The sequence below is a fragment of the Amycolatopsis sp. NPDC089917 genome (assembly GCF_040684635.1).
Classification (GTDB): domain Bacteria; phylum Actinomycetota; class Actinomycetes; order Mycobacteriales; family Pseudonocardiaceae; genus Amycolatopsis.
Map to the genome: position 1 here is coordinate 1 of NZ_JBFBGL010000101.1, position 20823 is coordinate 20823.

Consider the following 20823-nt stretch of genomic DNA (forward strand, 5'->3'; position numbering starts at 1 on the left):
GGCAGCTCTGGGCCTGATCTCTGGTTTGCGGATGTCATGAAAGGGTCGTTCAGGACGTTTTTCGTCCTGAACGACCCTTTCATGACACGCGCTGGCACGATGGCGGGCATGAAGGTCATCGGGTTGCTGGGCGGGATGAGCTGGGAATCGTCGGCCGAGTACTACCGGCTGGTCAACGAGCGCGTGCGTGAGCGGCGCGGCGGGTTCCACTCCGCGCGCACAGTGCTCTACTCCGTGGACTTCGCCGAGATCGAGGCGATGCAGGCCGAAGGCCGCTGGGACGACGCCGGGCGGGAACTGAACCGCGCGGCCCGCGGCCTCGAAGCCGCCGGAGCGGACTTCGTCGTCCTGTGCACCAACACGATGCACAAGGTCGCCGACCGGCTCACCGAAGGCCTCGGCGTCCCGCTGCTGCACCTCGCCGACACCACGGCCGCCGCGATCAAGGCCGCGAACATCCACAGAGCGGGCCTCTTGGGCACCGGCTTCACCATGGCCCAGCCCTTCTACCGCGACCGTCTCGCCGCGCACGGGCTCGACGTGCTCGTCCCGGAGGAGCGAGACCGCGAGACGGTGCACCGGGTCATCTACGACGAACTCGTCCACGGCGTCGTCACCGACGACTCCCGCGAGCGGTATCGCGAGGTCATCGCGAGGCTCGTCGAAGCGGGCGTGGAAGGCGTGATCTACGGCTGCACCGAGATCGAACTGCTCGTCGGCCCCGAGGACAGCCCGGTGCCGACCTTCCCCACCACACGGCTGCACGCGGAAGCGGCCGTGGACTACGCGTTGGGCAAGTCTTCGCTCCCTCCCGCGGTGTGACGTTCGTGCTGGCCGACGGCCTGTCGCCACAGCCTGTCCTGTTCTTCGCCGGTGAAACCGCCGCGAGGCACGCCGAAGACGTCCTCGATCGCCGCCCACCACTCGGCCGGTGAATCGAGCACCGTCTTGCCGCCCGGTCCGCTCAAGGTCAGCGCGCGCAGCGAATCCACGCCCTCGGCGTCCCGCCGCTGGAGCACCAGGGTGCGGACGAATCCGGAGTCCTCGGAGGTCGACAGCTCGACGTGCTTGTCGGCGAAGTCGGCCATCATGGCCGTCTCCGGGGCGAAATCCATCCCGACGAAACTGCCCTGCGGATCGTGGTCGAACCGCCAGCCACCGGGCGTGACCTCCGAGGCCCGCATGCGGAACACCAGCGGCCCCTGTTTGTACTCGCCTTCGACCAGAGGGATCGGCTCGTGGATGCCGTCGCCGAGCCCCACGTCGACGAACCAGCCCGTCTCCGGTGTCTCGGGCAGCCCGGTCACCGTCAGCGCGAGGTGGTTGAGATGGATCCCGGCCTGCTCGCCGGCCATCTGCGCCCCGCCCGGATGCCGCGTGACCTGGTAGCCCAGCTCCCGCAGCAGCGCCGAGAACGACCCGTTGAGGTGGTAGCAATAGCCGCCCCGGCCGGCGGCGATCCGGCCGAACGACACCGCCGGATCCAGCGACGTCACCCGGCCCAGCTGGACTTCGAGATCTTCGTACGGCACCCGTTCCACGTGTGCCGCGTGCAGCCGGAAGAGAGCGTCGAGGCTCGGCGGCTCGTGTTCGAGGCCGAGTCGCGCGAGGTAAGCGGGCACGTCGAGGTGCTCGGAAGAAGGGATCCCCATGCGAGCGACCGTAGCGGCACCCACCGACAAATCAGGGTTCTCACGGAGGCGATCCCGTTGTTCCGCTCGTAGCCTGGGGAGGTGACCACTTTGCCTCCCCAGCCGGTCCCGGCGAGCGAGTCGCCCGGTGCGGACCCGGCCAAACGCGTCCTGCCGCCGAACCCGAAGGCCGCCGCGATCGTGGCGCTGGCCTTCACCGTGCTGCTCTACCTGGTGGAACTCGTCGACGTGGTGCTGCCCGCCGACCTCGACCAGGGTGGAATCCTCGCCCGCGACCTCTCCGGGCTCGACGGCGTGATCTGGGCGCCGTTGCTGCACCACGGCTGGGGGCATCTGTTCTCCAACACCGTTCCCGTCCTGGTGTTCGCCTTCCTCGCGATGGCCGCGGGCATCGGCCGGTGGGTGATGGTCACCGCCATCATCTGGGTGCTTTCCGGCCTCGGCGTCTGGCTGATCGCGCCGAGCGGCACGGTGACCGTGGGAGCGTCCGGGGTCGCCTTCGGCTGGCTCGCGTTCCTGCTGGTCAGGGGCATCTTCAATCGCGCGGCCGGGCAGATCCTGGTCGCCGTGGTGCTGCTCGGGATCTGGAGCGGAATGCTCTGGGGACTGCTCCCGGGTGATCCGGGCGTCTCGTGGCAGGGGCACCTGTTCGGAGCGCTGTCCGGGGTCTTCGCGGCCTGGGTGATGGCGCGGATGGACAGGTCCCAGACCAGGAAAGCGACCGGTCCCGGTAGCCTCGCCGCGTGACCAAGCCGAGCGCCGACGCCCCGATCGGCGTCTTCGATTCCGGAGTGGGCGGGCTCACCGTCGCCAGGGCGATCCTGGAGCAGCTGCCCGGTGAGCGGCTGCGCTACGTCGGCGACACCGCCCGCAACCCGTACGGTCCGCTCCCCATCGCGACGGCACGCCAGTACGCGCTGGAGGCGCTGGACGACATCGTCGAAGGCGGGGTGAAGGCGCTGGTCATCGCCTGCAACACCGCCTCCGCCGCCTGCCTTCGGGACGCGCGGGAGCGCTACGACGTGCCCGTGGTCGAGGTCGTCCTCCCCGCCGCGCGCCGGGCCGTCTCCGCCACGCGTTCGGGGCGGATCGGCGTCATCGGCACCGAGGGCACCGTCCGGTCCCGCGCCTACGACGACGCCTTCAACGCCGCGCAGGACGTCGAGATCACCAGCGTCGCGTGCCCGCGGTTCGTGGACTTCGTCGAACGCGGGATCACCACCGGGCGCCAGGTGCTGGGGCTCGCGCAGGGCTATCTGGAACCACTGCTGGACGCACAGGTCGACACCCTGGTCATGGGCTGCACGCACTACCCGTTGTTGTCCGGGGTGTTGCAGATCGTCATGGGCCAGGACGTCACGCTGGTGTCCAGCGCCGAGGAGACCGCGCGTGACCTCGTGCGTGTCCTCACCGAGGACGATCTCCTCGCCGAGCGCGACACCCCGCCGAGGCACGAGTTCGTCGCCACCGGATCCGCCGAGCCGTTCACCAGGCTCGCTCAGCGGTTCATGGGCTTCGCACCTGGTGTGCTCGCTCCCACCAGTGCGTGAAAACGCCGATTCCGCGCTTAAGGTGTCACAGTGCGTCTCACGATCCTCGGCTGCTCGGGCAGCATCCCCGGGCCCAACGCCGCCGCGTCCGGTTATCTGCTCGAGGCGGACGGGTTCGTCCTGGGGCTCGAATTCGGCAACGGGACGCTCGCCAGGCTTCAGGCCCTGCGCGACCCGTTCGACCTGGACGCGCTGATCCTTTCGCATCTCCACCCCGATCATTGCGCCGACGTCAGCGCGCTCACCGTGCTGCGGCGCTACCACCCCGCGCTGCCGTACCCGGCGAGGCCGGCCCAGCTGCCGGTGTACGGGCCTTCTGACGTGCACGAGCGGCTCGCCTACGCCTACGCGGCGAACGATGAGGAGCGGGCGAGCACCGATCTCTCCGACGTCTTCGCCTTCCACGCGCTGAGCGCGGAGCCCACGAGGATCGGGCCGTTCGAGGTCACCGCGGTCCCGGTCGACCATCCGACCCCGGCGTTCGGCCTGCGGATCGCGCACGGCGGCAAGACCCTCGCGTACACCGGTGACACCGGCGTCTGCGACACCCTCACCGATCTCGCCGGCGGCGTCGACGTCCTGCTGTCCGAAGCGTCCTGGACCGACTCGCCCGACCGGCCGGCCGGGGTCCACCTGTCCGGAAAGGAAGCGGGGGAACTGGGCCGCAAGGCCGGGGTGGGGCGGTTGCTGCTCACCCACGTCGCGCCCTGGACCGACCGCGCCGCCGTCCTCGCCGAGGCGGCCGTCGCGTACCCCGCGGCCGAGCTGGTCGAACAGGGCGCTGTCTACGACCTCTGACGCGGGGTTCTAGAGTGGCGGCCGTGGCGAGAAAAGACGGCAGGAACGACGACCAGCTTCGCGACATCAAGATCACCCGCGGTTTCCAGCGGTGGCCCGCGGGCTCGGTGATGATCGAGTTCGGCGACACCAGGGTGCTGTGCGCGGCGAGCGTCACCGAAGGCGTGCCTCGCTGGCGGGCCGGTTCCGGCCTCGGCTGGGTCACCGCCGAGTACGCGATGCTGCCGTCGGCGACCAACACCCGCAGCGACCGCGAATCCATCAAGGGCCGCGTCGGCGGCCGCACCCACGAGATCTCCCGGCTGATCGGCCGGTCCCTGCGCGCCTGCATCGACCTGGCGGCGCTGGGGGAGAACACGATCGTCATCGACTGCGACGTCATCCAGGCCGACGGCGGCACCCGCACGGCCGCGGTGACCGGCGGCTATGTCGCGCTCGCCGACGCCGTCACCTGGCTCGGCGCGGCGGGCCGCCTCGCCGACCCGCAGCCGCTTTCGTCCTCTGTGGCCGCGGTGAGCGTGGGCGTCGTCGACGGCCGGGTGCGCCTCGACCTGCCGTACGAAGAGGACTCGCGTGCGGAGGTCGACATGAACGTCGTCGCCACCGACGCGGGCACCCTGATCGAGGTACAGGGCACCGGTGAGGGCGCGACCTTCGCTCGGTCCACTTTGGACACCATGCTGGACATGGCGCAGGCGGGCTGCGAGGAGCTGACCCGGCTCCAGACCGAGGCGCTCGCGCTGCCGTATCCCGGCGAACTCCCCGAGCCGCGCCCGGACAAGAAGAAGGGTGCGAAGTGACCAAGCTGCTCCTGGCCACCCGCAACGCGAAGAAGCTCGGCGAGCTCCGGCGCATCCTGGTGGCCGAAGGGATCGAGGGCGTCGAGGTCATCGGACTCGCCGACGTCCCCGAGTTCCCCGAAGCGCCCGAGACAGCCCCGGACTTCGAGGGCAACGCGCTCGCGAAGGCACAGGACGCGGCCGCCGCGACCGGTCTCCCGGCCATCGCCGACGATTCCGGTATCGCCGTGGACGCGCTCAACGGCATGCCGGGCGTGCTCTCGGCCCGCTGGTCGGGCAAACACGGCGACGACGAGGCGAACCTGGACCTCGTGCTGGCGCAGCTGTCCGACACACCCGACGAGCGTATGGGCGCCGCCTTCGTCTGCGCGGCCGCGCTGGTCGTCCCCGGCGGCGACGAAACCGTGGTGCGCGGGGAATGGCGAGGCTCGCTGATCCGGGAACGCCGTGGCGCCAACGGGTTCGGGTACGACCCGATCTTCGTGCCGGAAGGTGAAACGCGGACTTCGGCCGAACTGGATCCGTCCGAAAAGGACGGTGCTTCGCATCGGGGGAAGGCGCTGCGGGCGTTGGTGGGAGAGCTCAGGAAGCTGGCCGGCTGAGCTGGTCGTTGTCTTGCTGGATGTGATGTCCGTGAAGGCCTCCTTGAGGGACTCTGGGTCCCTCAAGGAGGCCTTCACGGACTTTGCGTTCGGGAGACGTGAGTGAGGTGCGGGTCGTGGGCGGCGGAGGCTCGGAGGGGTCGCAAAAGTGGCTTTCGCAACACCCGAAACCGGCAGAGGGGCAAGCCAGGCACACGCCACCTTTGCCCTACCCCTCAAGAGAACCCGAATCGCCACTCACGAGTCAGGACGCCAGGTCGAGGTCCCGCAGCAGCTTCGCGACGTGTCCGGTGGCGCGCACGTTGTACTGGGCCACGGCGATCTTGCCCTCGGCGTCGACGACGAACGTCGAGCGGATGACGCCTTCGTAGACCTTGCCGTAGTTCTTCTTCTCGCCGAAGGCGCTGTATGCCTTGAGGACGGTCTTCTCCGTGTCGGAGAGCAGCGGGAAGGTCAGGCCTTCCGCCTCGACGAACTTCGCGAGCTTCGCGGGCTTGTCCGGCGAGATGCCGAGGACCTGGTAGCCGGCGTCGTTGAGCTGCGCGAGGCTGTCCCGGAAGTCGCAGGCCTGCTTCGTGCAGCCCGGCGTGCCGGCGTTCGGGTAGAAGTACACGACGACCGACTTGCCGCGGAAGTCGCTGAGCTTGACGTCGTTGCCCTCGCTGTCGGGGAGGGTGAAGTCGGGCGCTTTGTCGCCGGGGGAGAGTCGCTGCTCGGTCATGACGCACACGGTAGCGAATCCGCGCCGTCAGACCTTCCCGCAGTACTTCGCGGCGACGGGCTCCGCGGGGCTCGGCCGCACCTGCAGACGCAGCCGCACCGGCTTGTCCGGAACGGCGAACGCCAGGTTCAGATGGACCGACCTGCCGGGCGCCACGTCCTTGCCGGCGTCCGCGATGCCGTTGTAACCCTGCGTCGGGTCGACGACCTGCTTGACCGTCGGGCTTTCGCCGTCCACCTCGCCGGACACGGACAACCCGGAGAGCCGGTAAGTGCTGTCGCCCGCGTTGGTCACCTCGATGCCGAAGGCCACCGCGCGCGGGCTCTGCGGGTACGCCGACGCGCTGGGACGGAACGACTTCGGCGCGGACACGGCGATCGTCACCCCGGTCGCGAACCGGTGCGGGGCGCCGAACGCGAGGTCACCCTCCGCATGCGTCGCGGCCAGCCCCTGTGCCGGGGCGTCCGCGCCGAGCACGGCGGCCCCTTTTTCCGGTGCCTGAACCCCGCACGCGGCCGCCAGCAGCAGCGAGCAGGCGGCGATCAGAAGCTTCGGGGTGCGCGGGGGCGCCATGTGCGGTTACTCCAGTCGGCGGTGCGGGTGGGCCGTTCGAGGTAGTCATTAGTGCCGAAGAGTCCAGAGTGACGGTCTTCGGCAGCCGAGAGGAGCGGCACGGCCGGGTTGACGCGCACCTGGTGTACAGCCGTGGCCGATCCGTGATCGGAAGGGCACGGCTAGTGACAGTCGTCACCCCGGTGACACACCTGCCGAGGTCAAACGGCGAAGGCGAAGAACAGGATGAAGATCGCCAGACCGGACACCCAGGCCACGATCAACCAGCCGAAATCGCGCATCGGATCGACCGCCCGGCTCTCTTCGCCCGGGACGTAGACGCCGCGCTCTTCGAACCAGTCCGCCCACCGGGTCATCCAGCGAAAGGGGCTTCGAGACGCCATGCCACTCACAGTACGGGCACGGGTGAGTCCGGTCAGCCAAGGAGGGGCCGCCCGAAAGGGCGAATCGGACGTACCTGTAATCGCCCACTAGGCCCTTTTGTCCAACAGGTTCACCCGTCAGGCTGTAAGGATGGCGCTGGGAATAGATATCTACAGCCGCTTTCAAACCGTTACCAATTGGCAGTCCGTCAAGGATCATGGGGTGACGTTCGTCTTCGTCAAGCTCACGGACGGTGGTGGCTTGCCGAACGGCGGCCGCAACACCGGTGAGGCGCTGGTGGCCGGCGCGAGATCAGTGGGTATCCCGGTGGGCGGGTATCACTTCGCCCAGCCGAGTCCTTCGCCGGAGGCGCAGGCCGACGTGCTGATCGGGGAGGTCCGGCGGCTCGGGGCGACCGGATGCGTCCCGATGCTCGACCTCGAAGACAACCCGCCCGGTTCGGGCGTGCCGAACATCCCCGACAGACGCAAGCGCGACTTCGCGATCGGATTCTGCAACCGCGTGGCGGGACACGGGTTCCGGCCCGGTGTCTACATGAACAACGCGCACGCCAAGATGTTGCGCCCGGACCAGTTCGGGGTGCCGGATCTGGTCATCTGGATCGCGCGCTACGGCGCGAAACCCGATCCGGCCGCGGGCCGCTACGACATCCACCAGTTCACGGACGCCGGTCAGGTGTCCGGCATTCGCGCGGGCAGTGTCGACCTGAACGAGTCCTCTACGAACGCCCACTTGACCGGCGGCGGTGCCGCCCCGAAGCGGAAGGCGATCTCAGAACTCATGGAACGCAGGACCCTTGCGGCGAGTAATGCGACCACATCCGTGCGGCTGCTGCTTTCCGGCAGCGAGTCGGCCGCCATCGTCGTCCGCCCGCGCGTCGACGGGGACGGCGTCACCGACAAACCCGTGTGGCAGGGCAACATCTACGCCTGGGGCAGCGACAAGGTCGGCGTAGGCGGAAATCCCTTGCAGACGCCCGGATTCAACCCGAAGACCGTGTCGCACCGGCGGTACGCCCTGCCGGGCGCGGTGTGGGCGGACTACGAGTACAGCTCGGACATGGAGTTCGAGATCGACATCATCGGCTGAACCCGGAGGTCCGTGAAGGCCTCCTTCCCTGCTTTGAGGGTAGGGAAGGAGGCCTTCACGGACTTCGAGGTTGTGGCACGATGACAGGGTGACGAACTTCCGAAAGGGCGATGCCGCGTAGGCCGCCCGCCCGGGTACGGCAAAGCTTGCGCCTCCGGCACCCGGCCGATCTCCACGGTCCGCGGGACTTCTCGCCCGCACTGGCCGCGGCGATCTCTCGCCTCGAACGTTCACGCGGCTACCTCGGTGCCGGTGTGACGGTGACCGCGCTCCGCCTCTGGCGGGAATTCACCGCGAACCCGTACCGGCGGCTCCGGGTCGACAGCCAAGGGTGCGGGATCTGGGAATGCTGCGGCGATCCCTGGGAAGCAAGGGAGATGCTCGAAGGCGTTCTGCTCGCTCTCCCGGCACGGCTCACCCCCGAGTTCCGGAGCTGCCTGGAGCGCATCGACGAACGATGGTGACCCCGTCACCGGCCCGGGGCCGCGTCCCGGATGGCGTTCACGATGAACTGGTAACCCGTGCACCGGCACAGGTTCCCCGAGATTCCCTGCCGGATCTCGGCGTCCGTCGGATCGGGGTTCTCCTTCAGCAACTCCATCGCCGTCGCGAGCATCCCGGGCGTGCAGAAGCCGCACTGCAGCCCATGGTGCTTCCGGAACGACTCCTGCAGCGGATGCAGTTCGCCGTCCGAAGCCAGCCCCTCGACGGTGACGATCTCCGAACCGTCCACCTGGACCGCCAGCAGGCAGCACGCCCGCGCGCTCGCGCCGTCGAGGGTGATCGTGCACGAGCCGCAGACGCCGTGTTCGCACCCGACGTGCACCCCGGTGAAACCCAGGTCGTGGCGGAGGAAGTCGGCCAGCGTCCGCCGCGGTTCGCAGTCGGCGCGGTAGGTCCGCCCGTTCACCGTCAGGGTGACCGTGGTCATGCGCGTTCCTTCGCTCGCAGGAGAGCCCGCCGGGTGAGGACGGCGGCCATCTCGCGCCGGTAGCCTGCGGGGGCGTGGAGGTCGTCGGGTGGATCGGTCGCCGCGGCGACGAGGTCCGCGGCGAGCGCGATCGCGTCGTCCGTCAGGGGACCGCCGGCGAGGGATTCTTCGGCGGCGGTCGCCCGGATCGGCGTCGGGCCGGCGCCCGCGACGGCGATCCGCGCGGTTTCGCAGGCGCCGCCGGACGACGTGACGGTCGCGAAGACGGCGACAAGCGCGAGATCGCGGCTTCGGCGGCTCAGCTCCTCAACAGCCCAGCCGCCTTCCTGCCGCGGCACCGAAATCCGGGTCAGCAGTTCGCCGGGTCCCAACGCCGTGCGATGCGGGCCGAGGAAGAACTCCCGCGCGGCGACGACGCGTTCGCCGCCCGGCCCGCGCAAGGTGAAGTCCGCGTCGAGCGCCACCATCACCGCGGGCAGTTCCGCCGCCGGGTCGGCGTGCGCGAGGCTGCCGCCGATCGTGCCCCGGTTCCGGATCGCCGCGTGCCCCACGAAACCGAGCGCCTCGGCGAGCAGCGGAACCCCGGACCGGACGACGCCGGACGTCTCGACGACGCGATGCCGGGTCAGCGCGCCGATCTCCAGCCGTCCGTTCTCCTCGCGCAGGAAGGAAAGCCCGGCGACGCGGTTGATGTCGACCACCAGCGACGGCCGCGCCAGACGCTGGTTCAGCAACGGCACCAGGCTCTGCCCACCCGCCAGAACCCGCGCCTCCGGCGTGCTCAGCGCTTCGATGGCCTCGTCGAGCGACGTGGCCCGGAGGTACTCGAACGGCGCGGCCTTCACCGGCGGGCTCCCCGCTTCATCGCGGCCAGCAGCCGCGGCGGCGTGATCGGCAACGACGTGATGTCGACGCCGTACTCGCGCAGCGCGTCTTCGACCGCGTGCGCGATCGCCGCGCCACCACCGATCACGCCCGCTTCCCCCATTCCCTTGAACCCGCCGGGAACGTGCTCGGCCGGTGTGGCCATATGCGACACGGAGAACGGCGGGACCTCGGTCGCGGCCGGCAGCAGGTAGCCGGTGAACGACGTGGTCGCCATCCGCCCGTCCGCGCCGTAGACCAGCTCCTCGTACAGCGCGCCGCCGATCGCCTGCGCCGCGCCGCCGTGCAGCTGCCCGTCCACGATGGTCGGATTGATGACGGTGCCGCAGTCGTGCGCGATCAGGTAGTCCAGCAGCGTCACCACGCCGGTCTCCTTGTCGACTTCGGCGAGTACCGCGGTGCAGCCGAACGACGTCGCGACGTTGACCGGGTCGTAGACCTCGCGCTCCTCCAGCGTCGGCGTCTCGTCTTCCGGCCAGACGCCGTTCAGCCGCCGGTACGCCGCGTCGCCGATCGCGGCCAGCGTGACCTCTTTGCCCGGAACGCCTTTCACCGAGACGACACCGTCGTCGAGGGACAGATCGTCGGGCGAGACCTCCAGGATGTGCCCGGCCACCCGCAGGATCTTCGCGCGCAGCCGGGTCGACGCGTTCAGCACGGCCGCGCCGCCGACGGCCGCCCCGCGGCTCGCCGCCGTTCCGTAGCCGGTGTACGGGCAGCTGTCGGTGTCGCCGGAAAGGACGGTGACGTGGTCGAACGGGACGCCGAGCGTGTGCGCGGCCACCTGCGCCAGTGTCGTGTGGATGCCCTGGCCGATCGCGGACAGTCCGGTGTGGACGGTGACGTGGCCGGTCGAGTCGACCCGCACGACCTCCTCGTCGAACCCGGAATGCCCCAGCCCGGAGAGGTTGATGATCCGGCTCGGCCCGAACCCGGTCAGCTCGTTGTGGAACGAATACCCGATGCCCACGCCGTTTCCGCGGCGCTCCGCCCACCCCGCGTCCTCGACGGCCTTCAGGCAGAGCTCCAGGCAGTCCTCGTAGCGGCCGCTGTCGTAGACGAACACGGGGCTCTGGTATGGAAACGCCTCGGGCGGGATGAAGTTCTTGCGCCGCACCGCGTGTGAGTCCATGCCGAGTCGTTTCGCCAGCCGCTCCACCAGATGTTCGTGCACGAAGTTCGCCTTCGGCAGCCCGTAACCGCGGAACGACCCGTACGGCGACCGGTTCGTCATCACGGCGACAAGGGTCAGCTCGACGTTCGGGATGGCGTACGGCCCGGTCAGCAGCGCCGTCGTCGTCCAGCACGGACTGGGGCCGACGGTGCCGAGCACACCACCGAGGACGCCGTACACCGTGGCGCGCAGCCCGGTGATCGTGCCGTCTTCCTTGGCCGCGAGTTCGACGTCGATCTTCTGCTCGCGCGAGTGCGCGGTGGCGACGAAGCTCTCCGCACGGTCTTCGATGAGCTTGACGGGTTTCCCGGTGCGCCGCGAGAGGATCGCCGCGACGACCTCCTCGGCGTAGAAGTCGAACTTGTTCCCGAAGCCGCCGCCGACGTCGGGCGTGCGCACGCGGATCCGGTCCATCGAAAGCCCGAAGACCTCGCCGAACAGTTCGCGCGCGAGGTTGGGCGCCTGCGTCGCGAGCCAGACGTCGAGCCGGTCGGTGAACGGGTCCCAGGTCGCCACCACACCGCGCGTCTCGAGCGGCGTGCCCATCTGGCGTGCGAAGCGGAACGACTCGGTGAGCACGACGTCGGCCTCGGCGAACGCGGCGGCCACGTCACCCATCGGGATGGTCCCGGTCCCGGCGACGTTGCCCGGCCAGTCTTCGTAGAGCTTCGGGGCATCGTCGGCCAGTGCCTGTTCGAGGGTGCTCGCGGCCGGGAGTTCTTCGTACTCGACCTCGATCAGTTCCAGCGCGTCTTCGGCGGTCGCCCGGTCCCGCGCCGCTACGGCCGCGACGCCCTGACCGGGGTACCGCACCTTGTCCACGGCCAGCGCGTGGTTCTCCGGCACCCGCATGTCCGGCAGGTTCGCCCAGATCACCGGCTGCGGCGCTTTCGTGATCGCCCGCACGTCCTCGCCGGTGACCACGGCGAACACGCCGGGATGGGCCGCCGCGGCGGTGGTGTCGACGCGCACGATCCGCGCGTGGGGATGAGGGCTGCGCAGGACGGCTGCCTCCAGCATCCCAGGCAGCCGGACGTCGTCGATGTACCGCGCCCGGCCGGTGAGCAGCCGGACGTCCTCCTGACGGGTCACCCTCGCGCCGATTAGCCCCATGGCCTCACTTTTCCGCACCGGCGGGCGACGCGCATCGTGCAGTCAGGTGCTCATGGCCTCCCGGTCCGCCACCGGGAGCCACTGCCGCTCCGGGTCGAAAGGCCGGTACGAGGACTTCACGTGCTCGATCAGCAGGGGCAGCGTGGGGTGCCGGTTGTCGTGCCGCCACAGCAGCGAGAACGGGTACACCGGCGTCGGATCGGCGAGCGGGATCTGGACGACGTCCGGATGCCAGGGCACGTGCATCTTCGCGCCGACGAACCCCATGCGGTCCTTCGACCGGCCGAGCACTTCGATGTGGTGTTCGAGCCCGAAGTTCGGGCCGTCCGTGTCGACGAGGATGCCGAACGCCGGGCACAGTTCCTGCCAGAACTCCGCCCACTCGCTGGCCCGCGCGTTGTACGGCATCCAGGCCGTCAGGCCGTCGAGCTCCGCCATCGCGATCTTGCGCCGTCGCGCGAGCGGGTGACGCCGCCCGACCAGCAGGTTCGCCGGCTCCAGGTACGCGGGGACGCGGCCGATCCCCGGATCCGTCACGGTGTTGACGCGCGCGAAGGCCGCATCGACCGTGTCGGGCAGCATGGACCGGCGCAGCGCGCCCAGCCCGGGCGTGACGAGTTCCAGCTCGTCGTCGTGGTCGGCGTGGAACGCCCGGATGATTTCCATGGTCGCGAGCCGGGTGCCGAGGACGTCGACGCGCAGCGGGCGGCGTCTGCCCTGAAGACGTTCGACGGCCTGGTCGGCGAGGCTGATCAGCGCACGGGCGTGGACGAGGAACTCCTGGCCGTCTTCGGTCGGCTCGGCGCCGCCGCGCGTCCGAGACAGGAGTCGCACGCCGAGATCCGCTTCGAGCTTGGCGACCCGTTTGGAGATCGCCTGCTGGCTCACCTCCAGCCGGATCGCCGCCTCGCCGAAGTACCGGTCCTCGGCCACCGCGATGAACGCGCGCACCGCGCCCAGGTCCAGCTCCATGTCCTCCCCTTACAACTTCCGGTTGTCACTGTCCGCGTGTCGCTTGTTGGACAACGCCTGCCCGGCTTGGGTCCAATCGCCGCGTCGGACCGGAATCGTACAACCGTGGGGAGTGGCCGGTGGACTCCTTCGTGCACCTGCACGTTCATACCGAGTACTCGATGCTCGACGGCGCGGCCAAGATCGCGCCGCTGGTCGCCGAGGCCCAGCGGCTCGGCATGCCCGCGGTGGGCATGACCGACCACGGGAACATGTACGGCGCGGACGAGTTCTACCGGCAGTCCGTCCGGGCCGGGATCAAACCGGTGATCGGTATCGAGGCCTACCTCGCGCCCGAGTCGCGTTTCCACAAGAAGCCGGTGCTCTGGGGACGGCGTGGCGATGGCGGCGACGTCTCCGGCGGCGGCGCCTACACGCACATGACCATGCTCGCGGAGAACGCGACCGGGTTGCGGAATCTGTTCAAGCTGTCCTCTCTGGCCAGCCTGGAGGGCTACTACCGCAAACCCCGGATGGATCGGGAGCTCATCGCCCGGCACCACGAAGGCGTCATCGCCACCACCGGGTGCCCGTCCGGCGAGGTGCAGACCAGGCTCCGGCTCGGCCAGCCGGACGAGGCCATCCAGGCGGCCTCGGACTATCGCGACATCTTCGGCGCGGACGACTTCTTCCTGGAACTGATGGACCACGGTCTCCCGATCGAACGATCCGTGCGGGACGGGCTGCTCGACATCGGCCGCCGCCTCGACCTGAAACCGTTGGCCACCAACGATTCGCATTACGTCACCCAGGATCAGGCGGACGCGCATTCGGCGCTGCTGTGCGTCCAGTCCGGCAAGACCCTCGACGATCCCGGCCGGTTCAAGTTCGACGGCGACGGCTACTACCTCAAAGCGGCGGAGGAGATGCGCCGGTACTGGGACGCCGAGGTCCCCGGTGCGGCGGACTCCACGCTGCTCGTCGCCGAACGGATCGAGCCCTACGACGACGTCTACCGGCACGTCGACCGCATGCCGGTCTTCGAGGTCCCGGAAGGACACGACGAGGAGTCCTGGCTGCGCGAGGAAGTCGCGCGCGGACTCCGGCGGAGGCTGCCGAACGGCGTCCCCGGAGCGTACTTCGCCCGTGCCGACTTCGAGATCGGCGTGATCGCCGAAAAGGGCTTCCCGGCGTACTTCCTGATCACCGCGGACCTGATGAACCACGCCCGCCAGGTCGGCATCCGGGTCGGGCCCGGCCGCGGTTCGGCGGCGGGCTCGCTCGTCGCGTACGCGCTCGGCATCACCAACCTGGACCCGATCGACCTCGGCCTGCTCTTCGAGCGGTTCCTCAACCCCGAACGGGTCTCCATGCCGGACATCGACATGGACTTCGACGACCGGCGCCGCGGCGAGATGATCCGCTACGCCACCGGCAAGTACGGCGCCGAGCACGTCGCGCAGGTCATCACCTTCGGCACCATCAAGACCAAGGCGGCGATCAAGGATTCCGCCCGCGTCCACTATGGACAGAGCGGCTACGCGATCGCGGACCGGATCTCCAAGGCGCTCCCGCCGCCGGTCGCGGCGAAGGACATCCCGCTCGCCGGGATCGTCGAGCCGGGCCATGAGCGGTACGCCGAAGCGGCGGAGGTCCGCGCGTTGCTGGAAGGCGACGGCGAGGCGGCCAGGATCTTCGAAACCGCCCGCGGGCTGGAAGGACTGATCCGCAACGCGGGGGTGCACGCGTGCGCCGTCATCATGTCGAGCGAGCCGCTGCTCGACGCGATCCCGTTGTGGCGGCGGGACGACGGCGCGGTCATCACCGGCTGGGACTATTCGTCGTGCGAGGCCATCGGCCTGCTGAAGATGGACTTCCTCGGCCTGCGCAACCTCACCGTCATCGGCGACGCGCTGGACAACATCAAGGACAACCGCGGTGAGGAGATCGATCTCGACACACTCGGCGTCGACGATCCGGCGACCTACGAACTGCTCGCGCGCGGCGACAGTCTCGGCGTCTTCCAGCTCGACGGCGGCGCGATGCGGGACCTCCTGCGCCGGATGGGCCCGACCGGCTTCGGCGACATCATCGCGGTGAACGCGCTGTACCGCCCCGGCCCGATCGCGATGAACACGCACAACAACTACGCGGACCGCAAGAACCGCAGGCAGCCGATCGAGTCGATCCATCCGGAACTGGCCGGGCCGCTGCGCGAGATCCTGGCCGAGACCCATGGCCTGATCGTGTACCAGGAACAGATCATGCAGATCGCGCGCGACGTCGCCGGCTATTCCATGGGCCGCGCCGACGTGTTGCGCAAGGCGATGGGCAAGAAGAAGAAAGAGGTGCTGGAGAAGGAGTTCGAGGGCTTCCGGGACGGCATGGTCGCCAACGGGTTCTCCCGAGAGGCCGTGCAAGCCCTCTGGGACGCGATCCTGCCGTTCGCCGGGTACGCGTTCAACAAATCCCACGCCGCGGGGTACGGCCTGGTCGGCTACTGGACCGCGTACCTGAAGGCGAACTACCCGGCGGAGTACATGGCGGGCCTGCTGACTTCGGTGGGGGACAACAAGGACAAGTCGGCGGTCTACCTGTCGGAATGCCGACGGCTGGGGATCGAGGTGCTGCCGCCGGACGTCAACGAGTCGGGGCTCCGGTTCTCGGCGGTGGGGGACGCGATCCGGTTCGGTCTCGGCGCGGTGCGCAACGTCGGCGCGAACGTCGTCGACGCGATCATCGCGACCCGGCGGGAGAAGGGAAAGTACGCGTCGTTCACCGACTTCCTCGACAAGGCGGAACTGGTGGCCTGCAACAAACGCGTCGTCGAATCGCTGGCCAAGGCGGGCGCTTTCGACTCGCTCGGGCATACGCGGCTCTCGCTTGTGAGGGTGCACGAGGAAGCGGTGGACGCCGTGGTGCCGCTGAAACGCAAGCAGGCGATGGGCCAGTTCGATCTCTTCGGCGCGTCTGACGAGACCGAGGACGACACCTCGCCGCTCGCCCATCTCAAGTTCGGCGCCGAGGAGTGGCCGCGCAAGGAACTGCTCACCTACGAGAGGGAAATGCTCGGGCTGTACGTCTCCGCACACCCGCTCGACGGGGCGGAACGCGTCCTGCGCCGTCACGCGCCCCGGCCGATCGCCGCGATCCTCGACAACCCGCCACGGGAAGGCGAACTGGTCGTCGCCGGGCTCATCACCTCCTTGGAGCGGCGGGTGAACAAGAAGGGCGAGCCGTGGGCGATCTGCACGATCGAGGATCTGGACGCCGCGCTCGAAGTGCTGTTCTTTCCCAAGGCGTACGCGTTGTTCGTGGCGGATCTGGCCGAGGACAACGCCGTCCGCGTCAGCGGCCGGGTGAACTGGCGGGAGGACAAGATGTCCGTGTTCGGCGGCGGGCTGGTGCCGCTCGACCTTGCGACGGCGGGGGACGAGGAACCGCCCCTGACACTGCACGCCGTCGCCGAGAAGCTGACCGAGGACGCGGTCCTCGAACTGAAGCGGACTTTGCTGGCGCACAAGGGGGACACCCCGGTCGAAGTGCGTCTCGGACGGTCGTCGTACGCGCTCGACGGCTATCCTGTGGCGGTCAGTTCGATGCTTTTGGGGGAACTGAAGTCCATTCCCGGCATCTCGCCTACGGTGCGGGTATGAGTTCGTACATCGCCCAGAGAAACGGCGAGACCGCGACAGCCGAGGATCTGGCGCCTCTCGCCTTCGCGGGATTCGCCCACTTCACGGCCATGCAGGTGCGCGACGGCCGGGTCCGTGGTCTCGACCTGCATCTGGACCGGCTCAGGACCGCCTCGCTGGAGTTGTTCGGCGACGCTCTGCCCGACGACCGGATTCGCTCCTACCTGCGCAAGGCAGTCGAGTCCGGCCCCACCGACGTCTCCTTGACCGCCACGGTCCACCTGCCGGGTGATCTCGAAGTCCTGGTGCGCACCCGGCCCCCGGCGTCCGGTCCGCGCGGGCCGCTGGCGCTGACCGCCGTCGAACACGAACGCGTTCTGCCCGCCATCAAGCACACCGGCGAGATGGCGAAGGCCTACTTCCGGCGGCGGGCCGTCGCCGAAGGATGCGACGACGCGGCGTTCGTCGATCGCCGGGGCAGGCTGAGCGAGGCGACGATCTGGAACCTCGCCTTCCGGGACGGCGATACGGTGGTGTGGCCCGACGCCGGTCTGCTGCGGGGGACCACGATGGGCATCGTGCGGCGACGACTGGAGGCACTCGGTGTGCCGCAACGGGTCCAGGAGGTCACGCTCGCCGACCTGCCGAGGCTCGCGGGCGCGGTGGTCATGAACTCGTGGACACCGGGGATCGCGGTGCACCGGATCGGCCCGGCGCCGCTGCCGGAAGCACCGCCGTTCGTCGAGGCGCTGCACCGGGCTTACGAAACAGAACCTCTCGTGCGACCTTGAAAGGAAAGACGCCGATGAAGATCCTCGTGGTCGGTGCCACCGGGACGATCGGGGCCGCGGTCTCCGACGCGCTCACCGCGCGCGGGCACACGGTGCTCCCCGCTTCCCGTTCCGGCGCGATCAAGGTGGACGTCGAGCGGCCGGACACACTCGACGCCGTCTTCGCCACCGAGCCGGGTGTCGAGCACGTCGTGTGCTGCGCGGGGAGCGGTTCGCTGGTTCCGGTCGACGGCGGCACCGACGAAGAGTTCGTCGAAGGGCTGCGAGGCAAACTGCTCGGTCAGGTGTTCCTGTTGCGGCACGCGATCCCGCACCTGCCGGACGGCGGCTCGGTCACGCTGACCTCGGGCCGGATCCCGGAGACGTTGCGCGGCAGCGCGTTCGGCTCCCTGACCAACGTCGGCCTCGAAGCGTTCGTCGCCGCCGCGGCCCGAGAGCTGCCGCGCGGTCTCCGGGTGAACGCCGTCAGCCCCGGCTGGGTGAGCGAAACGCTCGCGGCGCTCGGCGAATCGGACGGTGGCACCCCGGCGGCGGTCGTCGCGCGGAGCTATGTCGAGGCCGTGGAGACCACGGGCCTCACGGGGCGGACGTTGACACCGTAAGTCGTTTGACCGCGCTGCCAGAGTCGACTGTCGTGACCACTCACGACAAGGACAGACAAGAATTCCTCCGGTTGGCCGGGCTCGCGACGCCGATGGCGCTGCGGGTCGCGGTCACCCTCGGACTGCCGGACCGTTTATCGGGCGCTGGTGCCGATGTCGGAGAACTGGCAGCGGAACTAGGGCAATCCCCGCTCGCGCTCGGCTTGCTGCTGGGGCATCTCGCGACCCTCGGTGTCGTCGAGCCTGCTTCGAGCGGATACCGCACGACCGAATACGGGGCGAAACTCCGCGCCGACGCGGGGAATGGACTCGCCGGCCTCCTGGACATGAACGCCGCCGGCGGGCGGGGTGAACTGGCGTTCGTCGAACTCGCGCACAGCGTCGCCACCGGTCAGGCGGGTTACATCCGCCGCTACGGCCAGGACTTCTGGACCGACCTCGCCGAGCAGCCACACCTTCGGGAGACCTTCGACCGGCAAATGACCCAGCGGTTCCTGACGCAGGTGCCGGGGATCGTCGCCGGCTTCGACTGGTCCCGTTTCGACACGATCGTCGACGTCGGCGGGGGTCACGGCAGCCTGCTCGCCGCGATCCTGACGGCCAATCCTTCGGTGCGCGGCCATCTCGTCGATCTCGCGCCCACCGCGGCCGCCGCCGAGAAGGAGTTGCGCGAGCGGGGGCTCGAAGACCGGATCGAGGTCACCGGCGGCAGCTTCTTCGACCCGCTCCCGGCCGGGGCGGACGCGTACCTGCTGTCGGACATCCTCCACGACTGGGACGACGAACACGCCCATCGCATCCTGGCCCGGTGTGCCGAGGCGGCCCGTCCGGGAGGCCGGGTCCTGCTCGTCGAAGCGGTCGGCGGACTCGGGGCGCAGACCGAGTGGGACCTGGTGATGCTCGTGCTCTACGGCGGCCGCGAGCGGCGCCTCGACGAACTCCGCGAACTCGCCGCCCCGCACGGTCTGGTCTTCGACTCCGTCACCACGCTGACCGGCGAGCGAAGCCTGCTGGAGTTCCGGATCCAAGATATTCCTTGACATGAATATTCTTCTAGGTGAATACTTCTCGGCATGGAGCAGATCGCAGCAGCACTGGGAGACGGAGCGAGGTGGCGCATCGTCGAGCTTCTCGCCGAGCGGCCCCGGTCCGTCGGTGAGCTAGCCGAGCTGACCGGTCTGCGGCAGCCGCAGACCACCAAGCACCTGCAGACCCTCGCCCGCGTCGGTCTCGTGACGGTCTTCCCGCTGGGGCAGCGTCGCGTCTACGCGGTCGAAGCGGCTCAGCTGAAGGAGTTCGAAGACCGGCTGCGGGCGCTGATCGCGATCATCGAGGCGAACGAGGGCGGGCGGGATGTCCTCACGCGCTATCAGTCCGCGATCGGTGAGGAGACCGCGGCCGCGGACCGCGACCGGTGGGCGGACGGACGGGTGTTCTCGTTCGACCGCCTGCTGGCCGCGCCGCGGAACGAGGTCTGGTGGCACTGGACCGAGCCCGCGCTGCTCGCGTCGTGGTGGGCGCCGCCTTCGATGACCGTCACCGACTGCGTCATCGAACCGTGGGCCGGTGGGCGGGCGGTGCTCGACTACCGCGACGCGGAAGGGCGGTACCGCTCCGCGGGGAAGGTCCACGCCGCGACCGAACCCGAACACCTCGAGTTCGACCTCTCGGTGCTGGACGCCAAGGGGGACGACTTCTTCATCGGTCACTACGACCTGAAGTTCTCGGAGGCGCCGGGCGGAACCCGGCTCCGACTCGACCTGCGCATCACCGAAACCACCGTCGAGGCCGTGCCCTTCATCGCCGGGATCGAAACCGGCTGGGGCCAGGTGCTCGACAACCTCGCCACCCGGCTCACTCAGGAAAAGGACTGAACGACATGACGAACTCGACCGGCCGCCGCGTCACCGCGAACATCAGCCTCACCCTCGACGGTCACTACAGCGGCCCCGGGGGTCCCGGCGACATGGGCGCGATCGTCTCGTACGCCACCACCGACGTCGCCCGCGCCCACCTCGCCCGCATCCACGAAACCGCGACCACCGCGGTCCTCGGCAGACTGAACGCCGAGGGCTTCCTGGGCTTCTGGCCGACCATCGCCGGCGACGTGAACGCCGACCCGCGCGACCGCGCCTACGCGAAGTGGCTCACGGACGCCGAAAAGGTCGTCTTCTCCACGACCCTGACCGAAGCCCCCTGGGACCGCGCCCGCGTCGTGAACGCCCCCGTCGCCGACGTCGTCGCCGACCTGAAGGCGAACGGGGAAGGCGACATCCTGGTCAACAGCAGCGCCAGCGTCATCAAGGCCCTGCTCGCGGACGACCTGATCGACCGGCTGTACCTGATGATCTGCCCCGAGATCACCGGCGGCGGGCAGCGGCTGTTCGTCGACGGCCTGCCCGCGTCGAAGTGGACGCTGGCTTACCAGGAGGTCGGGGAGCTGGGTGAGATGGCGCTGGTCTACGACCGGGCGCGGTGACATCTCCCCGGAGAAGGTCCTCGAGATCCAGCAGTACGCCCGCGAGCCGATCTCGCTCGACCAGACCATCGGCGACGAAGGCGACTCGCAGCT

At 69.3% G+C, this 20823-nt stretch carries 22 protein-coding genes and 1 pseudogene; 15 read left to right on the plus strand and 8 right to left on the minus strand.

The genetic code is table 11. The features are described from left to right. The first annotated feature begins 108 nt into the window (after positions 1-108). Positions 109-822 carry an aspartate/glutamate racemase family protein gene (locus tag AB0N89_RS38795; RefSeq protein WP_364216012.1) on the plus strand — a complete coding sequence of 238 codons (714 nt, stop codon included), beginning with the start codon at positions 109-111 and terminating at the stop codon, positions 820-822. On the opposite strand, the gene AB0N89_RS38800 is transcribed toward AB0N89_RS38795, so the two are convergent. Beyond that, positions 783-1652: an arylamine N-acetyltransferase gene (locus tag AB0N89_RS38800; protein WP_364215963.1), complete on the minus strand. Its 870-nt coding sequence runs from the start codon at positions 1650-1652 to the stop codon at positions 783-785. The genes AB0N89_RS38795 and AB0N89_RS38800 overlap by 40 nt on opposite strands. Positions 1653-1742: 90 nt before the next feature. Between AB0N89_RS38800 and AB0N89_RS38805 the strand changes: the two genes are divergently transcribed. Genes AB0N89_RS38805 through rdgB form a run of 5 tightly spaced genes read left to right on the plus strand, consistent with a single transcriptional unit; the run spans position 1743 to position 5402 of the window. Continuing rightward, positions 1743-2399: a rhomboid family intramembrane serine protease gene (locus AB0N89_RS38805; protein ID WP_364216015.1), complete on the plus strand. Its 657-nt coding sequence runs from the start codon at positions 1743-1745 to the stop codon at positions 2397-2399. Then, a complete protein-coding gene (gene murI / locus AB0N89_RS38810) occupies positions 2396-3202 on the plus strand; it encodes a glutamate racemase (protein WP_005165668.1) in 807 nt (268 codons plus the stop codon). Before AB0N89_RS38805 ends, murI begins: the two co-directional genes overlap by 4 nt. Before the next feature lie 30 nt (positions 3203-3232). Next, entirely contained in the window at positions 3233-4000 is a 768-nt protein-coding gene (locus AB0N89_RS38815; RefSeq protein ID WP_364215966.1) for an MBL fold metallo-hydrolase, read from the plus strand. Positions 4001-4023: 23 nt separating this feature from the next. Then, on the plus strand, positions 4024-4800 hold the full coding sequence (rph, locus tag AB0N89_RS38820; RefSeq protein ID WP_026466905.1) for a ribonuclease PH: 777 nt from the start codon (positions 4024-4026) through the stop codon (positions 4798-4800). Continuing rightward, positions 4797-5402: an RdgB/HAM1 family non-canonical purine NTP pyrophosphatase gene (gene rdgB, locus AB0N89_RS38825; protein ID WP_364215970.1), complete on the plus strand. Its 606-nt coding sequence runs from the start codon at positions 4797-4799 to the stop codon at positions 5400-5402. The genes rph and rdgB overlap by 4 nt, the downstream gene beginning before the upstream one ends. A 244-nt stretch (positions 5403-5646) precedes the next feature. Here the strand turns inward: rdgB and bcp are convergent, their stop codons facing one another. The 3 genes from bcp to AB0N89_RS38840 form a co-directional block, all read right to left on the minus strand. Further along, the gene (gene bcp, locus AB0N89_RS38830; RefSeq protein WP_093937635.1) at positions 5647-6123 is read right to left on the minus strand and encodes a thioredoxin-dependent thiol peroxidase; all 477 of its coding nucleotides are present in this window, start codon (positions 6121-6123) and stop codon (positions 5647-5649) included. A gap of 27 nt (positions 6124-6150) precedes the next feature. Then, positions 6151-6696, minus strand: coding sequence for a hypothetical protein (locus AB0N89_RS38835; RefSeq protein WP_364215973.1), 546 nt, complete (start codon positions 6694-6696; stop codon positions 6151-6153). A 200-nt stretch (positions 6697-6896) separates the two neighbouring features. Further along, complete coding sequence (locus AB0N89_RS38840; RefSeq protein ID WP_026466904.1) at positions 6897-7079, minus strand: hypothetical protein; 183 nt, start codon at positions 7077-7079, stop codon at positions 6897-6899. A gap of 130 nt (positions 7080-7209) precedes the next feature. On the opposite strand from AB0N89_RS38840, the gene AB0N89_RS38845 reads away from it, so the two are divergent. Next, positions 7210-8169 carry a glycoside hydrolase family 25 protein gene (locus tag AB0N89_RS38845; RefSeq protein WP_364215976.1) on the plus strand — a complete coding sequence of 320 codons (960 nt, stop codon included), beginning with the start codon at positions 7210-7212 and terminating at the stop codon, positions 8167-8169. Between the two features lie 146 nt (positions 8170-8315). After that, positions 8316-8633, plus strand: coding sequence for a hypothetical protein (locus AB0N89_RS38850; protein ID WP_364215979.1), 318 nt, complete (start codon positions 8316-8318; stop codon positions 8631-8633). Between the two features lie 5 nt (positions 8634-8638). On the opposite strand, the gene AB0N89_RS38855 is transcribed toward AB0N89_RS38850, so the two are convergent. From AB0N89_RS38855 to AB0N89_RS38870, 4 genes are read right to left on the minus strand one after another with little or no spacing between them, the layout of a single operon-like run. Further along, positions 8639-9100, minus strand: coding sequence for a (2Fe-2S)-binding protein (locus AB0N89_RS38855; RefSeq protein WP_364215982.1), 462 nt, complete (start codon positions 9098-9100; stop codon positions 8639-8641). Continuing rightward, the gene (locus AB0N89_RS38860; protein ID WP_364215985.1) at positions 9097-9945 is read right to left on the minus strand and encodes a xanthine dehydrogenase family protein subunit M; all 849 of its coding nucleotides are present in this window, start codon (positions 9943-9945) and stop codon (positions 9097-9099) included. Before AB0N89_RS38860 ends, AB0N89_RS38855 begins: the two co-directional genes overlap by 4 nt. After that, positions 9942-12272, minus strand: coding sequence for a xanthine dehydrogenase family protein molybdopterin-binding subunit (locus tag AB0N89_RS38865; RefSeq protein ID WP_364215988.1), 2331 nt, complete (start codon positions 12270-12272; stop codon positions 9942-9944). The genes AB0N89_RS38860 and AB0N89_RS38865 overlap by 4 nt, the downstream gene beginning before the upstream one ends. Before the next feature lie 42 nt (positions 12273-12314). Continuing rightward, complete coding sequence (locus AB0N89_RS38870) at positions 12315-13244, minus strand: LysR family transcriptional regulator (protein WP_364215991.1); 930 nt, start codon at positions 13242-13244, stop codon at positions 12315-12317. A gap of 119 nt (positions 13245-13363) precedes the next feature. On the opposite strand from AB0N89_RS38870, the gene dnaE reads away from it, so the two are divergent. The 7 genes and pseudogenes from dnaE to AB0N89_RS38905 all read left to right on the plus strand — a co-directional run. After that, positions 13364-16879, plus strand: coding sequence for a DNA polymerase III subunit alpha (dnaE, locus tag AB0N89_RS38875; RefSeq protein ID WP_364215994.1), 3516 nt, complete (start codon positions 13364-13366; stop codon positions 16877-16879). Continuing rightward, positions 16876-17649: an aminotransferase class IV family protein gene (locus AB0N89_RS38880; RefSeq protein ID WP_364215997.1), complete on the plus strand. Its 774-nt coding sequence runs from the start codon at positions 16876-16878 to the stop codon at positions 17647-17649. The genes dnaE and AB0N89_RS38880 overlap by 4 nt, the downstream gene beginning before the upstream one ends. 14 nt (positions 17650-17663) lie before the next feature. Further along, positions 17664-18251, plus strand: a complete 588-nt coding sequence (locus AB0N89_RS38885) for an SDR family oxidoreductase (protein WP_364216000.1) — start codon at positions 17664-17666, stop codon at positions 18249-18251. A 32-nt stretch (positions 18252-18283) separates the two neighbouring features. Then, entirely contained in the window at positions 18284-19291 is a 1008-nt protein-coding gene (locus tag AB0N89_RS38890; protein WP_364216003.1) for a methyltransferase, read from the plus strand. A gap of 33 nt (positions 19292-19324) precedes the next feature. Further along, positions 19325-20125 carry a metalloregulator ArsR/SmtB family transcription factor gene (locus tag AB0N89_RS38895; RefSeq protein WP_364216006.1) on the plus strand — a complete coding sequence of 267 codons (801 nt, stop codon included), beginning with the start codon at positions 19325-19327 and terminating at the stop codon, positions 20123-20125. 5 nt (positions 20126-20130) lie between these two features. Continuing rightward, a complete protein-coding gene (locus AB0N89_RS38900; RefSeq protein ID WP_364216009.1) occupies positions 20131-20730 on the plus strand; it encodes a dihydrofolate reductase family protein in 600 nt (199 codons plus the stop codon). Continuing rightward, positions 20729-20823 (plus strand): annotated as a pseudogene (locus tag AB0N89_RS38905) (sigma-70 domain-containing protein); the annotation flags it as partial. The gene AB0N89_RS38900 and the pseudogene AB0N89_RS38905, both read left to right, overlap by 2 nt.

What these genes read in the sequence shown, in the direction of transcription:
- AB0N89_RS38835 (WP_364215973.1), bottom strand. Translation starts at nt 6,696, where the DNA reads ATGGCGCCCCCGCGCACCCCGAAGCTTCTGATCGCCGCCTGCTCGCTG.
- AB0N89_RS38885 (WP_364216000.1), top strand. Translation starts at nt 17,664, where the DNA reads ATGAAGATCCTCGTGGTCGGTGCCACCGGGACGATCGGGGCCGCGGTC.
- AB0N89_RS38855 (WP_364215982.1), bottom strand. Translation starts at nt 9,100, where the DNA reads ATGACCACGGTCACCCTGACGGTGAACGGGCGGACCTACCGCGCCGAC.
- AB0N89_RS38845 (WP_364215976.1), top strand. Translation starts at nt 7,210, where the DNA reads ATGGCGCTGGGAATAGATATCTACAGCCGCTTTCAAACCGTTACCAAT.
- AB0N89_RS38900 (WP_364216009.1), top strand. Translation starts at nt 20,131, where the DNA reads ATGACGAACTCGACCGGCCGCCGCGTCACCGCGAACATCAGCCTCACC.
- AB0N89_RS38870 (WP_364215991.1), bottom strand. Translation starts at nt 13,244, where the DNA reads ATGGAGCTGGACCTGGGCGCGGTGCGCGCGTTCATCGCGGTGGCCGAG.
- AB0N89_RS38800 (WP_364215963.1), bottom strand. Translation starts at nt 1,652, where the DNA reads ATGGGGATCCCTTCTTCCGAGCACCTCGACGTGCCCGCTTACCTCGCG.
- AB0N89_RS38795 (WP_364216012.1), top strand. Translation starts at nt 109, where the DNA reads ATGAAGGTCATCGGGTTGCTGGGCGGGATGAGCTGGGAATCGTCGGCC.
- AB0N89_RS38895 (WP_364216006.1), top strand. Translation starts at nt 19,325, where the DNA reads ATGGAGCAGATCGCAGCAGCACTGGGAGACGGAGCGAGGTGGCGCATC.
- AB0N89_RS38865 (WP_364215988.1), bottom strand. Translation starts at nt 12,272, where the DNA reads ATGGGGCTAATCGGCGCGAGGGTGACCCGTCAGGAGGACGTCCGGCTG.
- bcp (WP_093937635.1), bottom strand. Translation starts at nt 6,123, where the DNA reads ATGACCGAGCAGCGACTCTCCCCCGGCGACAAAGCGCCCGACTTCACC.
- AB0N89_RS38840 (WP_026466904.1), bottom strand. Translation starts at nt 7,079, where the DNA reads ATGGCGTCTCGAAGCCCCTTTCGCTGGATGACCCGGTGGGCGGACTGG.
- AB0N89_RS38880 (WP_364215997.1), top strand. Translation starts at nt 16,876, where the DNA reads ATGAGTTCGTACATCGCCCAGAGAAACGGCGAGACCGCGACAGCCGAG.